The 14,548-nt window shown below is 73.8% G+C and carries 17 protein-coding genes; 15 read left to right on the top strand and 2 right to left on the bottom strand.

Annotation, left to right across the window (positions count from 1 at the left end; all coding sequences use genetic code 11):
* Positions 1-36 precede the first annotated feature (36 nt).
* Complete coding sequence (locus E9549_RS15375; protein WP_236827424.1) at positions 37-237, top strand: hypothetical protein; 201 nt, start codon at positions 37-39, stop codon at positions 235-237.
* Between the two features lie 78 nt (positions 238-315).
* Here the strand turns inward: E9549_RS15375 and E9549_RS15370 are convergent, their stop codons facing one another.
* Positions 316-552: a hypothetical protein gene (locus tag E9549_RS15370; protein WP_236827423.1), complete on the bottom strand. Its 237-nt coding sequence runs from the start codon at positions 550-552 to the stop codon at positions 316-318.
* Between the two features lie 67 nt (positions 553-619).
* On the opposite strand from E9549_RS15370, the gene cutA reads away from it, so the two are divergent.
* The 3 genes from cutA (at position 620) to E9549_RS15355 (ending at position 4,059) form a co-directional block, all read left to right on the top strand.
* The gene (cutA, locus tag E9549_RS15365; RefSeq protein ID WP_236827422.1) at positions 620-946 is read left to right on the top strand and encodes a divalent-cation tolerance protein CutA; all 327 of its coding nucleotides are present in this window, start codon (positions 620-622) and stop codon (positions 944-946) included.
* Positions 947-1,066: 120 nt separating this feature from the next.
* A complete protein-coding gene (locus E9549_RS15360) occupies positions 1,067-2,824 on the top strand; it encodes an EAL domain-containing protein (RefSeq protein WP_236827421.1) in 1,758 nt (585 codons plus the stop codon).
* A 212-nt stretch (positions 2,825-3,036) separates the two neighbouring features.
* Positions 3,037-4,059, top strand: coding sequence for a lipase family protein (locus tag E9549_RS15355; protein WP_236827420.1), 1,023 nt, complete (start codon positions 3,037-3,039; stop codon positions 4,057-4,059).
* A gap of 12 nt (positions 4,060-4,071) precedes the next feature.
* Here the strand turns inward: E9549_RS15355 and E9549_RS15350 are convergent, their stop codons facing one another.
* The gene (locus tag E9549_RS15350; RefSeq protein ID WP_236827419.1) at positions 4,072-4,362 is read right to left on the bottom strand and encodes a DUF6343 family protein; all 291 of its coding nucleotides are present in this window, start codon (positions 4,360-4,362) and stop codon (positions 4,072-4,074) included.
* A gap of 46 nt (positions 4,363-4,408) precedes the next feature.
* Here E9549_RS15350 and prfB point away from each other — a divergent pair, with 46 nt between their 5' ends.
* The 11 genes from prfB (at position 4,409) to E9549_RS15295 (ending at position 14,388) form a co-directional block, all read left to right on the top strand.
* Positions 4,409-5,518, top strand: a complete 1,110-nt coding sequence (gene prfB, locus E9549_RS15345; protein WP_236827418.1) for a peptide chain release factor 2 — start codon at positions 4,409-4,411, stop codon at positions 5,516-5,518.
* 184 nt (positions 5,519-5,702) lie between these two features.
* Positions 5,703-6,392, top strand: a complete 690-nt coding sequence (ftsE, locus tag E9549_RS15340) for a cell division ATP-binding protein FtsE (RefSeq protein ID WP_236827417.1) — start codon at positions 5,703-5,705, stop codon at positions 6,390-6,392.
* Between the two features lie 57 nt (positions 6,393-6,449).
* Positions 6,450-7,334: a permease-like cell division protein FtsX gene (ftsX, locus tag E9549_RS15335; protein ID WP_236827416.1), complete on the top strand. Its 885-nt coding sequence runs from the start codon at positions 6,450-6,452 to the stop codon at positions 7,332-7,334.
* 133 nt (positions 7,335-7,467) lie between these two features.
* Complete coding sequence (gene smpB, locus E9549_RS15330; protein WP_236827415.1) at positions 7,468-7,944, top strand: SsrA-binding protein SmpB; 477 nt, start codon at positions 7,468-7,470, stop codon at positions 7,942-7,944.
* 32 nt (positions 7,945-7,976) lie between these two features.
* Positions 7,977-8,489 carry a hypothetical protein gene (locus tag E9549_RS15325; protein ID WP_236827414.1) on the top strand — a complete coding sequence of 171 codons (513 nt, stop codon included), beginning with the start codon at positions 7,977-7,979 and terminating at the stop codon, positions 8,487-8,489.
* Positions 8,490-8,512: 23 nt separating this feature from the next.
* Complete coding sequence (locus E9549_RS15320) at positions 8,513-9,433, top strand: NADP-dependent oxidoreductase (RefSeq protein ID WP_236827413.1); 921 nt, start codon at positions 8,513-8,515, stop codon at positions 9,431-9,433.
* Positions 9,433-10,326, top strand: coding sequence for an amidohydrolase family protein (locus tag E9549_RS15315; protein ID WP_236827412.1), 894 nt, complete (start codon positions 9,433-9,435; stop codon positions 10,324-10,326). Before E9549_RS15320 ends, E9549_RS15315 begins: the two co-directional genes overlap by 1 nt.
* Complete coding sequence (locus E9549_RS15310; protein ID WP_236827411.1) at positions 10,323-10,703, top strand: VOC family protein; 381 nt, start codon at positions 10,323-10,325, stop codon at positions 10,701-10,703. Before E9549_RS15315 ends, E9549_RS15310 begins: the two co-directional genes overlap by 4 nt.
* 45 nt (positions 10,704-10,748) lie before the next feature.
* A complete protein-coding gene (locus E9549_RS15305) occupies positions 10,749-11,747 on the top strand; it encodes a GNAT family N-acetyltransferase (protein ID WP_236827410.1) in 999 nt (332 codons plus the stop codon).
* Between the two features lie 9 nt (positions 11,748-11,756).
* The gene (locus E9549_RS15300) at positions 11,757-12,635 is read left to right on the top strand and encodes a hypothetical protein (protein ID WP_236827409.1); all 879 of its coding nucleotides are present in this window, start codon (positions 11,757-11,759) and stop codon (positions 12,633-12,635) included.
* Positions 12,636-12,738: 103 nt separating this feature from the next.
* A complete protein-coding gene (locus E9549_RS15295; RefSeq protein ID WP_236827408.1) occupies positions 12,739-14,388 on the top strand; it encodes a DASS family sodium-coupled anion symporter in 1,650 nt (549 codons plus the stop codon).
* Positions 14,389-14,548: the final 160 nt, after the last annotated feature.

Genomic DNA, 14,548 nt, shown 5'->3' with positions numbered 1-14,548 from the left:
CGCCCGGCACCCGTCCGTCCTGCCCAGGGAGCGGTCATGACCGTCCACGCACACCACCCCGGCGTCGTCCCGCCGACCGCCCAGGAGCCGTCGCCGGCCGAGGCGCCTCCGCAGCGGCAGGCCGCGGAGGACCACGCCTGGCTGCTGGGTCTGGGCGTGCTCGCCACCGTGGTCCTGGTCTTCGCCGCCATGGTGGTGCTGACGATGCTCGCCGGCGGCGACGGCTACGTGCGGTGAGCCGCCGCCGCTGACCGGAGGTCGGGCGCGGTGCGGCGGAGCACCGCCGCACCGCCCGGGAGCCTGCCGGCCGCGCGGTCAGGCCCCCCGCTCGACCTCGGCCTGCACCACGCCCCGGACCGCGCGGAGCAGTGACTCGTCGGAGGTGTCCCCGTTCGACAGGGCGGTGCGGGCCTGGTCGTCCAGCAGGCTGCCGTCCACCGACTCGAGCCAGGTCACGTCGCCCCCGACGCGGCGCCCGACCCGCAGGCCCCCGCCCTCGGGCTGCACCACGTAGTCGTCGCCGTCCAGCTTGATCGTCATCTCGTCGCTCATGCCGGTGCCCCTACCCGCGTCGGCCCCGGTTCCACGCAGGGCGTCGTCCCGCGGGCAGGATCCGGGCATGGACGAGGAGTTCTGCGAGGTCGTGGTCACCGCCGCGGACGCCGACTGGCTGGCCGGCTGCACCCGCACGCTGGTCGAGGAGCGCCTGGCCGCCTGCGGGCAGCACGTCGCCCCGATCCGGTCGGTGTACCGATGGCAGGGTGCGGTGCACGACGAGCCGGAGGCGCGCGTCGCCCTGCACACCCGCCGCGACCTGGTGCCCCTGGTCGTGGCGCGCACCCGCGAGCTGCACCCCTACGAGGTGCCGTGCGTCATCGCCCTCCCCCTGGTCGGTGGCAACCCCGACTACCTGCGCTGGATCGACGAGGAGACGCGCCGCCCCTGACCGGCTGGTTGCCACCTCACCTTTCCCGGGTAGTCCGGCGGGGTCGGCTCGTGCCGCGGGCCGGTCCTGCCGATGGTGACGGGTGACGGCGGAGGGTGCGCCGCGACCGGCGGAGGGGATGTGACGTCGACACCTGGCGAGCGGGAGCTGCCGCTCGACGTGCGCCGCAGCACGGGGCCCTCGGGCCGGGATGCCGCCCTCGTGGAGGCAGTGCTCGACGCCCTCGCCTCGCCGACCGTGCTGCTCGACCCCGACGGCCGGGTCGTCCTGGCCAACTCCGCGTGGACCGCGGCGGGAGTCGAGCGGCAGGCGCCGATCCTCCCGGGCGGGGATTACCACGCGCTCGCCCTGGCGCTGCGGGACGACGACGACGCCCGCCGGCTGGTGCGGGAGCTGCGGGAGCTCGCGGCCGGCGAACGCGCCGAGGTGTCGGTCGACCGCTGCCTGCCCGACCCCACCGGCACGGCGACCAGCTGGTTCCACGTGCAGGCCTCGCGGGTCGACCAGGTGGGCCACGTCGTGGTCACGCACGCCGACATCACCGCCCGCGTGCTGGCGGAGAAGGCCTCGGCCTGGCAGGCCCGCCATGACTCGCTCACCGAGCTGCCCAACCGCACCCACCTGCACGAGCTCATCGACGCCGAGCTGTGCCGCCCCGGCCACCCCGCCGTCGCCGTGCTGTTCCTCGACGTCGACGGCTTCAAGGACGTCAACGACTCGCTCGGCCACGAGGTGGGCGACGAGCTGCTGCGCCAGCTGGCGGGGCGGCTGCTCGCCGTCACCCGCGGGCAGGACACCGTGGGCCGGCTCGGTGGCGACGAGTTCGTCGTCCTCTCCCGGGACTGCGAGGCCGACGGTGCCGAGCTGCTGGCGCAGCGCTGCCAGGCCACCTTCGAGCAGCCCTTCGACCTGGGCGGCCGCACGCACCGGCTCAGCGCCAGCATCGGCATCGCCGCGGTGCCGGCCGGCGAGCGCGCCGTGGTGCGCTCGACCGACCTCGTCCGGGACGCCGACCTGGCGATGTACGCGGCGAAGGCCGCCGGCCGCAACCGGGTGCGGGTGTTCAGCCCCGAGCTGCGGGACAGCGTGCAGCGCAAGGTGCAGCTCGCCTCCGAGCTCCGGGACGCGATCGCCGACGGCGGGCTCTCGCTGGACTACCAGCCGATCGTCGAGGTGGCGACGGGGCGGGTCACCGGCGTCGAGGCGCTCGTCCGCTGGCGGCACCCCGAGCGCGGGTGGATCGGGCCGTGCGAGTTCGTGCCGGTGGCCGAGCAGCACGACCTCGTCGTGCCGCTGACCCGCTGGGTGCTGGGGGAGGCCTGCCGGCAGACGGCCGCGTGGCGGGACGACGGCGTCGAGGTGGTCACCGGCGTCAACGTCAGCGCCGTGCACCTGGCCACGGGCACGCTCGTCGACGACGTCCTCACCGCGCTGCAGGGGGCGGGCCTCGACGCCCGCCAGCTGGTCGTGGAGCTGACCGAGACCAGCGCCGCCGAGGACCCGGCCCGGGCGGCGCAGCAGTTCCGGCGGTTGCGCGAGCTGGGGGTGGAGTCCTCCATCGACGACTTCGGCAGCGGCTTCTCCTCGCTGGGTCAGCTGGTCGCCATCCCCGCGGGCGTGCTCAAGATCGACCGGAGCCTGGTCACCGGTGCCGACGCCGCCGCGGGCGCCGCGATCGCCGCGGTGGTCGGGCTCGCGCGGGGGTGCGGCATGCGCAGCCTGGCCGAGGGCGTGGAGACGGCCGCCCAGCTGCGGCGGGTCGTCGACCTGGGCTGCTGGTACGCGCAGGGGCTCCACCTGGCCCGGCCGATGCCGGCGGGGGAGTTCCTCGCGTGGGTGCGTGCCCAGGGCGGGCGGCTGGACCTCGCCACGGGCTGAGCCGGCAGCGGGACCCTTCCGGGCGCCCTGACCGCCCGCGGGTCGAGCCGGGCCAGGGTGCCCCGAGCCGCGTTCGCACGCGGCTGGAGGTTGCCCGGACCGGCCGGAGCCGTGCTGCCCGCCGTGGCGGTGACCACAACCCCCGGGGCCCTTCGTCGTTGTGCCCCCCGAGCGGGCGCGCACGTGCACGCCCCGACGCGAGAGAGGCCCCGATGAAGAGGCTGCTGACCGCCCTGACCGCCGCGCTGACCGCCGTCGTGCTGACCGGCGGCACCGCCGCGGCCGCGCCGGCCCCGTCGACGGGGGAGTACGCCCCGCTGGACCAGCGCGGCCCGGCGCTCTCGGTGCCGCAGGCCGATCTGCGGGCGAGCCTGACCTGCAACGGCTCGCTGCGCGGGCTGCGGCAGGACCCGGTCCTGCTCGTGCCGGGGACGACGATGGACCCCTACGTCGGCTTCGACTGGAACTACATGCGGGCCTTCGACCAGCTCGGCCGGCGCTGGTGCGCGGTGACCCTGCCTCTCGACGCCACCGGCGACATCCAGGTGGCCGGCGAGTACCTCGTGCACGCCATCCGCACGATGAGCCAGCAGGCGCGCCGCGACGTCGACGTCGTCGGCTGGAGCCAGGGCGGGATGGTGCCGCGCTGGGCGCTGCGCTTCTGGCCCGACACCCGGGCGCTGGTCGACGACCTCGTGGGGCTGTCCCCGTCCAACCACGGCACCGTGCTGGCCGACGCCTCCTGCGGCACCGGCCCCTGCACCCCGGCCAACCACCAGCAGGCGTCGCAGTCGGAGTTCCTCCGCGCGCTCAACAGCGGGGCGGAGACCTTCGCCGGCGTCGACTACACGGTCGCCTACACCGCCGCCGACGAGATCGTCGTCCCGAACACCCCGCCGGTGGCCAGTTCGGCGCTGCGCACCGGCGAGGGACGGATCGCCAACATCGCCACCCAGGAGGTGTGCCCGGCCAACGTCGCCGACCACTTCGCGATCGGCAGCTACGACCCCGTGGGCTACGCGATCGTGGTCGACGCGCTCACCCACGACGGGCCGGCCGTGCGCGGCCGGATCCCCCTCACCACCTGCGCGCAGGTCTTCCACCCCGGGGTGGACCCGGCCACCTTCGCGGCCGACCACGCCGCGTTCGTCGGGTACGCGGTGGACGGCGAGGGCGACGCGGCGGAGGTGGACGACGAACCGGCGCTCGCGCCGTACGTGCGCGCCCGCCGCTGAGCCGACGGGTGCTCAGCCGGGCTCGCCGCGCGCCTTGCGGCGCAGCACCACCACCAGGTCGACCGCCGCGACGGCGGCGAGCACGAGCAGGACGATCCCCGGCCAGGTCGGGAGGTCGGCCACGGCCAGCCAGCCCAGCCCGGCGAGCAGGCAGAACACGAGGCCGAACCCCGCCAGGACCGCGCGCAGGGTGAGGGCCGAGCGGGCCGGCGGCGCCCCCGCGAAGCCGGCCGTGGGGTCGTGGTGGTCGGGCAGGCCGCGGGCGTAGTCCTCCCGCGAGCGGCGCCGGTCGGGGTCGGTCATGGCACACCTGCCTACCCGCGGCCGGGGCGCACTACCCTGGCTTGACGTGGCCGCTGACTTCTCCGTCGTCCTGGACGAGCTCGACACGACCTTGAAGTCCATCGAGGCCGTCCTCGACGTCGACCGACTCCGCCGGGAGGTGGCCGAGCTCGAGCTGCAGGCCGCCGCACCGGACCTGTGGGACGACGTCGAGGCCGCGCAGGCGCTCACCTCCAAGCTCTCCTACATGCAGGGCGACCTGCGCCGGGTCGAGGAGCTGCGCGGACGCCTGGAGGACGTCGGCCTGCTGCACGAGATGGCCGCCGAGGAGGGCGACGAGGCGACCGCCGCCGAGGCCGAGCAGGAGCTGGCCGCCTTGCGCAAGGCGATCGACGAGCTGGAGGTCCGCACCCTGCTCTCCGGCGAGTACGACAGCCGCGAGGCGCTGGTGACCATCCGGTCCGAGGCGGGGGGCGTCGACGCCGCCGACTTCGCCGAGATGCTCATGCGCATGTACCTGCGCTGGGCCGAGCGGCACAAGTACCCCACCGAGGTCCTCGACATCAGCTACGCGGAGGAGGCCGGCATCAAGTCGGCCACCTTCTCGGTCAAGGTGCCCTACGCCTACGGCACGCTCTCGGTCGAGCAGGGCACCCACCGGCTGGTGCGCATCTCGCCGTTCGACAACCAGGGCCGCCGGCAGACGTCCTTCGCCGGCGTCGAGGTGCTGCCCGTCGTCGAGCAGACCGACCACGTCGACATCCCCGAGAACGAGATCCGGGTCGACGTCTTCCGCTCGTCGGGCCCCGGCGGGCAGAGCGTGAACACCACCGACTCGGCCGTCCGGATGACGCACATCCCCACCGGCATCGTCGTCTCCTGCCAGAACGAGAAGAGCCAGATCCAGAACCGCGCCGCAGCCCTGCGCGTGCTGCAGGCCCGGCTGCTCGTCGTCCGCCAGCAGGAGCAGAAGGCGGAGATGGACGCGCTCAAGGGCGAGGGGAGCAGCTGGGGCAACCAGATGCGCTCCTACGTGCTGCACCCCTACCAGATGGTCAAGGACCTGCGCACGGAGCAGGAGACCGGCAACACCACCGCGGTGCTCGACGGCGACATCGACGCCTTCATCGAGGCCGGCATCCGGTGGCGCCGCCAGCAGGAGGCCACCGCGGCCTGATCCGGCTGGCCTCCCCGGCTGTCGGCGAGGTCACGTTTGCGCCCGGATCCGGCCCGGTCGACACCGTGCGTCACCGCCGTCCACGGGTTTCCCGGGGCTGCGGTGACGCAGGGCGAGAACGACTCCCGGCAGTTCTGCGGCGAACGGGCCGTACGGGCAGCCGGGACTAGTACCGTGGCGCCTCGTGATCGAACTGCAACACGTCACCAAGCTGTACCCGGCCAGCGGCCGGCCGGCCCTCGACGACGTCTCCACCGAGATCGAGAAGGGCGAGTTCGTCTTCCTCATCGGGTCGTCGGGGTCGGGCAAGTCCACCTTCCTGCGGCTGCTGCTGAAGGAGGAGGACCCGACGTCGGGCACGATCACGGTCAACGGTCAGACGCTGAACACCCTCAGCAAGTGGAAGGTGCCCAAGCTGCGCCGCACCATGGGCTGCGTCTTCCAGGACTTCCGCCTGCTGCGCAACCGCACGGTGGCGCAGAACGTCGCCTTCGCGCTCGAGGTCATCAACAAGCCGCACCGCACGATCAAGCGGGTCGTGCCGGAGGTGCTGGAGATGGTCGGCCTCGAGGGCAAGGCCAACCGGCTGCCCGGCGAGCTCTCCGGTGGTGAGCAGCAGCGGGTCGCGATCGCCCGCGCGTTCGTCAACCGGCCGCTGGTGCTCCTGGCCGACGAGCCGACCGGCAACCTCGACCCGGAGACCAGCGAGGGCATCATGCTCCTGCTCGAGCGGATCAACCGGACCGGCACCACGGTGCTCATGGCGACGCACGACTACCACATCGTCGACTCCATGCGGCGCCGCGTCATCGAGCTCAACGGGGGAGTCCTCACCCGCGACCAGTCGCGCGGTGTCTACGGCGTGGGCCGCTAGCCGCGCCCGCCGCACCACCGCCGACCGCGTCCGAACGCACTCCACGACAGGGAATCCATGCGCGTCAACTTCGTGCTCTCCGAGGTGGCCACCGGGCTTCGTCGCAACCTGACCATGACGGTCGCGATGATCCTGACCACGGCCATCTCGCTCGGGCTCATGGGCACCGGCCTGCTCATCGCCGGGATGATCTCCGAGATGAAGGAGATCTACTACGACAAGGTGCAGGTCTCCATCTTCCTGGCCGACGACGTCACCGACGAGCAGCGGCAGGCGATCCAGGGCGAGCTCGAGTCCTCCGAGGAGGTCGCGAGCTTCCTCTACGAGTCGCGCGAGGAGGCCTACGAGCGCTTCCAGCAGCAGTTCGCCCAGCAGCCCGAGCTGGTGGCGAACACCCCGCCGGACGCGCTGCCGGAGAGCTTCCGCGTGGAGCTGGTCAACCCGGAGCGCTACGAGGTCATCGCCGCGCAGTTCCCCAACGGCGAGGCCGGCGTGGACCAGGTGCGGGACGAGGGCGAGTTCCTCGACCGGCTGTTCAGCCTGCTCAACGGCGCCCGGAACGCGACCATCGCCGTCGCGGTGGTGCAGGCGCTGGCGGCGCTCCTGCTGATCTCCAACACCATCCAGCTCGCGGCGTTCAACCGCCGCAACGAGACCAACATCATGCGGCTGGTCGGCGCCTCCCGCTGGTACACCCAGCTGCCGTTCATCCTCGAGGCGGCGATCGCCGGGCTCATCGGTGGTCTGCTCGCCGCGGGAGGCCTGATCCTCACCAAGGTGCTGTTCATCGACAACACCCTCTCCGGGCCCATCCGCGCCGGGATCATCCCGCAGGTCGAGTGGGACGCGATCATCACCAACAGCGTGATCGTCTCCGGCGTCGGCGTCGCCCTGGCCGGCATCGCCGCCTACGTGACCCTGCGCCTCTACGTCCGCCTGTAGGGCGGGCCGCTCCGACTCGCCCGCCCGCCCGAGATCACGCGTTCTCGGGCCGTCACCTCCGCTGACGGCCCGAGAACGCGTGATCTCGGCGCGCGGCGGGGTGGTGACCGCCCGCGCCGGTAACCTGGGGGGCATGCCGCGGGAAGAGGGGCGCAAGCTGATCGCCCAGAACAAGAGGGCGCGGCACGACTACTCGATCCTCGACACCTACGAGGTGGGCCTGGTGCTCACCGGCACCGAGGTGAAGAGCCTTCGGGCCGGCCGTGCCTCGCTCGTCGACGGGTTCGCCTCGATCGACGACGGCGAGGTGTGGCTGCAGCACGTGCACATCCCCGAGTACGTGCAGGGCACCTGGACCAACCACGCGCCGCGCCGCAAGCGCAAGGTGCTCATGCACCGCACCGAGATCGACAAGCTGATGGGGAAGACCCGCGAGGGCGGGCTGACCCTCGTGCCGCTGGACCTGTACTTCAAGGACGGCAAGGTCAAGGCCACCCTCGCCCTCGCCAAGGGCAAGAAGTCCTACGACAAGCGACACGACCTCGCCGAGCGCGACTCGCGGCGGGAGATCCAGAAGGCGTTCGGCCGCTACGTGAAGGGCCGTCGCTGAAAACCGGTTGAGCGGCCCGCGACACTCGGGCCGTGCGGATCACCTTCCAGCGGATGGCCGACCGCCGGCCGGTCGAGACGCTGGTCGAGCGGGACGACGGCGTGGTCTTCACCATGCGGGGCGCCGGCGGCGGCGCCGACCTGCCGCACGACCTCGTGCACGCCGTCGTCGAGACGGCGCTGCCGTTGCGCGACGGCGTCTGGGGCTGCGTCGCCGACGGCGTGGTGTGGGGCAGCATGCGGCACGTCTCGGGCCGCCGGCCGCCGCACGCCGCCGAGCGGTCCGACCGGCTGAAGCGGGAGCGGACCGAGGCGGTGCAGCGCGCCGAGACCGTCGCCGACCTGGTGCACCGCCTGTCCGGGGGCGAGGAGGTGCTGCCGGGCCAGGTCGCCGCCTCGGGCGTCCCGCGCGAGCGCATCGGGGCCGCCGTCGAGGCCGTGCGGGAGGCGACCCGCCGGTGGGCCGCGCTGCCGGTCGGGGAGCGCTGGGTGGTCGAGTGGCCGGCCGGGCCGCGGGGGCCCGGGACGGGCGGGCGGCGACGCTGACGGGCCCCGCCTACGGTGAGCCCATGAGAGGTATCGCCTACGACCGGTTCGGCGGGGTCGACGTGCTGCACCTGCGGGACGACCTGCCCGAGCCGCCCGTCGGCCCCGACACGGTGCTGGTGCGCACCCGCGCCGCGGGCGTCAACCCCGTCGACATCGGCATCCGCGAGGGCGGCCTGGCGGCGTTCTTCCCGCACAACTTCCCGATCGTCCCCGGTTGGGATCTCGCCGGGGTCGTCGAGGCGGTCGGCCCCGCGATCGTCGACTTCCAGCCCGGCGACGAGGTCTTCGGCTACCTGCGCCGGGACGACGTCCAGTGGGGGACGGCGGCCGAGCTCGTGCCCGCCCCGCAGCGCTGTCTCGCGCACAAGCCGCAGTCGCTCTCCTTCACCGAGGCCGGCGGCGTGCCGCTGGCCGGGCTGACCGCCTACCAGTCGCTCACCGAGGCCCTCTCCGTCGGCGAGGGCGACCGGGTGCTCGTGCACCGGGCCGCCGGCGGCGTGGGCTTCTTCGCCGTGCAGATCGCCGTCGCCCTGGGCGCGCACGTCATCGGCACGGCGAGCCCGCGCAACCACGGCTTCCTCACCGAGGCCGGCTGCGCCGAGGTGCTCGACTACTCCGCCGGGCCGATCAGCGAGCAGCTCGCCGAGCCCGTCGACGCCGTCCTGGACCTCAACGGCGGCGACACGCTGGCCGACGCGCCACGGCAGGTGCGCGACGTCTCCCGCATCGCCAGCGTCGTCGACCCCTCGGTCAACGGCATGGGCGGGCGCTACGTGTTCGTGCGCCCGGAGCGGCACGACCTCGAGGAGCTGGGCCGCATGGCCGACGCCGGCCAGCTGCGGGTCGCCGTCGCCAAGGCCTTCCCGCTGGAGCAGACCGCCCAGGCGCACGAGCTCGTGGCCGGCGGGCACGTTCGCGGCAAGGTCGTCGTCACCCTCTGATGGCGGTCCAGCCCCCGGTCGACGACGGCGACGTCCCGCGGTACTGGCGGGAGCTGGGCCTGCCCGGGCTGGTCGACGTGCACGTGCACGTCCTGCCCGAGCGGGTGCAGGCCAAGGTGTGGCAGTACTTCGAGGCGGCCGGCACCCACTACGGCGCGGAGTGGCCGGTGGCCTACCGGCTGCCCGAGGAGGAGCGGCTCGCGATCCTGGCGCGGCTGGGCGTGCGCGCCTTCCCGACGCTGCCCTACCCGCACAAGCCCGGGATGGCGGCCTGGCTCAACGAGTGGTCGGCCGGGTTCGCCGCGGGGCGCCCGCAGGTGCTGCAGTCGGCGACCTTCTACCCCGAGCCGGGCGTCGCGGGGTACGTGGCCGAGGCGCTCGACCGGGGTGCCCGGGTGTTCAAGGTGCACGTGCAGGTCGGTGCGTTCGACCCGCGGGACCGGCTGCTCGACGACGTGTGGGCGCGGCTGGAGGAGACCGGCACGCCGGTGGTCATCCACTGCGGCTCCGGGCCGCTGGCCGGCGAGCACACCGGCCCGGCGCCGATGACCGGCCTGCTCGAGCGGTTCCCGCGGCTGCAGCTGGTGATCGCCCACCTCGGCATGCCGGAGTACCGGGAGTTCCTCGGCCTGGCCGAGCGGTACGAGCGGGTGCACCTGGACACCACGATGTTCGCCACCGACTTCACCGAGCGGCTGATGCCCTTCGACCGGGCCGACCTCCCGCGGCTGGGCGCGCTGCGCGACAAGGTGCTGCTCGGCAGCGACTTCCCGTCCATCCCGTACCCCTACGCCCACCAGCTCGCGGCGCTGCACCGGCTCGGGCTGGGGGAGGAGTGGCTGCGCGCCGTGCTGTGGCGCAACGGGGCCCGGCTGTTCACGATCGAGGCGTGATCCCGACCGCCCGGCTGACCGCGACCGTCCTCGGCACCCCGGACCCGCAGGGGCTGGCCCGCTTCTACCAGCGCCTGCTCGGCTGGCCGATCCGCGACGACGACCCGCAGTGGACGACGCTGCGGCCCGAGGACGGCGGCCCGGGGTTGTCCTTCCAGCTCGAGGAGGAGCACGTGCCGCCGGTGTGGCCGCCGGAGCCGGGCGCCCAGCAGATGCAGCTGCACCTGGACCTGCAGGTCGACGACCTCGACGCCGCCACGGCCGTCGCGGAGGAGGCCGGCGCGCGCCGGGTCGGCGGGCACACCGACGCCCACGAGGACGTCCGGGTCTTCACCGACCCGGCCGGCCACCCCTTCTGCCTGTTCGTGCGGCTGTAGAAAACCGCTCGCCGCGCACCCGCGGGCTCCCTACCCTCGGCTCCCGTGCCCGCCCTGCCCGCCGTGCCCGACGGCCTGACCGTCCGCCCGCTCCGCCCCGGCGACGCCCCGGCGGTCGCGGGGCTGCTGGTCGCGGCGGAGGCGCTCGACGACACCGGGGAGTTCCCCGACGCCGACGACGTCGCCGAGGAGTGGACCGGCTGGGGGGTCGACGCGGCCCGTGACGGGGTCGCCGTCACCGACGCCGACGGCGCGCTCGTCGCCTACGTGGTCGTCTCCGCCAGCCCCACCTTCCGCGACGCCTACCGCATCCACCTCGACGGCCGGGTGCACCCCGACCGGCGCGGCCGCGGCATCGGGACGGCTCTCCTGGGCTGGGAGCACGCCCGCGGCGCCGAGGTGCACGCCGAGCGGCACCCGGAGGTCGAGGCCCGGCTGGTCGTGGGCGTCCCCGGGACCCAGCCGCGGCTGGAGCGGCTGGTCGAGCGGCGCGGGTTCGCGGCCGAGCGCTGGTACCGCACCATGGAGCGCCGGCTCACCGACCTGCCGGACGGCCGCGAGGTCCCGGGCGTGGAGGTCGTGCCGTTCTCGTGGGACCGCGACGACGAGGTGCGGCGCGCGCACAACGCGGCGTTCACCGAGCACCACGGCTCCAGCGAGCGCGACGCCGGGTCGTGGCAGCGGCTGTTCACCGGCAGCCGCGCCTTCCGCCCCGACCTCTCGGTGCTCGCGGTCGCCGACGGCGCCGTCGCCGGCTACGTCCTCGGCTACGTGTACGAGGCCGACACCCGGGCGCGCGGCTACCGCGAGGTGGTGCTCGGCCAGATCGGGGTGCTGCCGGGCGCGCGCGGCCGGGGCCTGGCGTCGGCGATGATCGGCAGCAGCCTGCGGGCGGCCGCGGCGCACGACTGCCGCGTGGCCGCCCTCGACGTCGACAGCGACAACGTCACCGGGGCGCTGCGGTTGTACGAGAGCCTCGGCTTCAGCACCGTGCGGACCCGCGTGGCGTGGTCCCTGTCACTCCCGCCGGTGGCCGCTGGCTAGGGTGCGCCTATGGTCAGCGCCGAGCAGCCCGAGCCCGCCTTCGACCCCGCCCTCGTCGGCCGCGCCCACCGCGCGATCGACCCGCTCCACTCGCAGCTGTACTTCGCGCCGGAGCAGGACGAGCACCTCGGCGCCCTCGGCCTGCGCAAGGGGCGGATGGTCTACTTCGCCGGCCGGGCCGCCGCCATGGGCGCCGTCGGCGCCGGCGTGGTGACGGCGACGTTCTACAACTTCGCCCCGTCGCTGGTGGCCCACATGATCCCGCGGGCCTGGACGCTGGCCACGCCCGAGCAGGTGGTCGCCGCCCGCCTGGACGCCGCACGCGCCTCGCTCACCCGGCTGCTGGGCGAGGAGGTCGCCGGCTCGCCCGAGGTGGCCGAGCTCGCCGGCCTGCTGCGCGAGGCCTGCGCCGACCTGAGCGCGGAGGGCCGCCCGCTGTTCGCCGGGCACGCCGACCTGCCGTGGCCGGAGGAGCCGCTGCCGGCGCTGTGGCACGGCGCCACGCTGCTGCGCGAGCACCGCGGTGACGGGCACGTCGCCGTCCTGGTGCACGCCGGGCTGACCGGGCTGGAAGCGCTGATCACCCACTGCGCGACCGGCCGCGGGTTCACCGTGGCGGCGGCCAAGGCCACCCGCGGGTGGAGCGACGCGCAGTGGGACGCCGCGTGCGCCGCGCTGGCCGAGCGCGGCCTGCTCGACGACGCCGGCCTCACCGAGGAGGGCGAGGAGCTGCGCGCCCGCATCGAGGTGCAGACCGACGCGCTCGCCGCAGACCCGTGGCTGCAGCTGGGCGCGGGGAAGACCGCGCGGGTGGTCGAGCTCGGCAAGGGTCTGTCGCGCGTGATCACCGCCAACGGCGCGTTCGGCCAGGGCATCTTCGGCCGGTGACGGCGCGGCGCGTCACCCTTCGCGAGGTCGTGCGTTCTCCAGGTCGCTGAGCGGCTGACCCCGGCCTATGGTCATGCCGACTTCCGGCCCCGAGGGAGGCGTTGTGACCGCGACCGAGCGCGAGCAGGGTGGGGTGCAGTCGGCCGCCCACGGGGGGCCCGGGTGGCAGCGGACCGACGTCGACGCCGCGTTCCGCGGCAGCGCCACCTACCGCAGCCTGGGGGAGCAGCAGCTCAGCCCGGCCGAGGAGCGGTTCGAGAAGGGCCGCCGCACGATCGGCCTCTTCCTGGCGCCGCTGGTCACCCTCGTCTTCGCGCTGCTGCCGATCGACCTCCCGCGTGACCAGCACCTGCTCGCCGCGGTGCTGCTCGGCGTCATCGTCCTGTGGATCACCGAGCCGGTCCCCATCCCCGTCGGCGGCCTCATCGGGGTGGGGGCGATCGCCGTGCTCGGGGTGGTGCCGGCCGACGACGCGCTGGCACCGTTCGGGTCGACGACGGTGTTCACCTTCATCGGCGCCTTCATCCTCGCCGCGGCCATGCTCAAGCACGGGGTCGCGCGGCGGTTCGCGATGTTCATCCTGTCGCTCAAGTGGGTCGGTGCCTCGACCGCGCGGGTGATCATCGCCTTCGGGTTCATCACCGCGCTGCTCTCGGCGTTCGTCTCCAACACCGCGACCGTCGCGATGCTGCTGCCCACCGCGATCGGCATCCTGTCGGTGATCGCCAAGCTGCTGCAGGACAAGGAGCTGGTGAAGCCCGATTTCGACCCGCTGCGCCTGCGGGTCGGCGTCGCGCTGATGCTGATGCTCGCCTACGGCGCCGGCGTCGGCGGCCTGCTCACCCCGGTCGGCAGCCCGCCGAACCTGATCGGCCGCGGGCTGATCGAGGAGGCCACCGGCGAGCGGATCGGCTTCCTCGACTGGATGCTCATGGCGCTGCCGATCTGCGCGCTGATGTTCGTCGCGCTGGTCCTCGTGCTGCTGCTGATCAACAAGCCGGAGATCAAGCGGATCGAGGGCGTGCACGAGTACGTGCAGAAGGAGCGGGCCGAGCTCGGTCCCTTCTCCGGGGCCGAGCGCAACACCCTCATCGCCTTCGGCGTCACCGTGGCGCTGTGGATCTTCCCCGGCATCATCGCGCTGACCGCCGGCACGGAGTCCGAGCTGTACGCCACCCTCGGTGACCGCCTCGACGAGGGGATCGTCGCGGTCCTCGGTGCCTCGCTGCTGTTCCTGCTGCCGACGGACTGGAAGCGCCGGGAGTTCACGCTCAACTGGAGCGACGCCGCCACGATCGACTGGGGCACGATCCTGCTCTTCGGCACCGGCATCATCTTCGGCTCGCTGCTGGCCGACACCGGGCTCGCCGAGACGATCGGGCAGGCCTCCGCCGACGGCCTCGGGCTGACCAGCATGATCGCGATCACCGTATTCGCGGTGATCCTGGCGATCATCATCAGCGAGACGACGTCGAACACGGCGTCGGCCGCCGTGGTCGTGCCGATCATCATCCCGGTGGCCGTGGCCGCGGGGATCAACCCGTTCGTGCCGGCGCTGGCGGCGACGTTCGCGGCGTCGTTCGGCTTCATGCTGCCGGTGTCGACGCCGCAGAACGCGATCGTCTACGGCTCCGGCGTCGTGCCGATCACCAAGATGATCCGGTCGGGCATCTCCTTCGACGTGCTCGGCGCGATCCTCATCGTGCTGCTGCTTCCCCTGCTCGTCGACCTGGTGCTCGGCGTCGCGGGCTGACGGCGGGGGCCGCTCCTCACCCGTGTGGGCGATCGCACGTCCGGCTCCGCCCGGCCGGCGTGGGACGATGGGCGACGGCCGAGAACACGTGGGCGGAGGCGCCCGGACCGGGGAGGGGGACGTCGTGCGCAGCGAACCTCCCAGTACCGATCCCCTGGTC

Source organism: Blastococcus sp. MG754426 (assembly GCF_021699055.1).
In the GTDB taxonomy this organism is placed as follows: Bacteria; Actinomycetota; Actinomycetes; order Mycobacteriales; family Geodermatophilaceae; genus Blastococcus.
The sequence above is the reverse complement of the archived record's forward strand: the minus strand, read 5'-3'. Positions and strand labels throughout refer to the sequence as shown.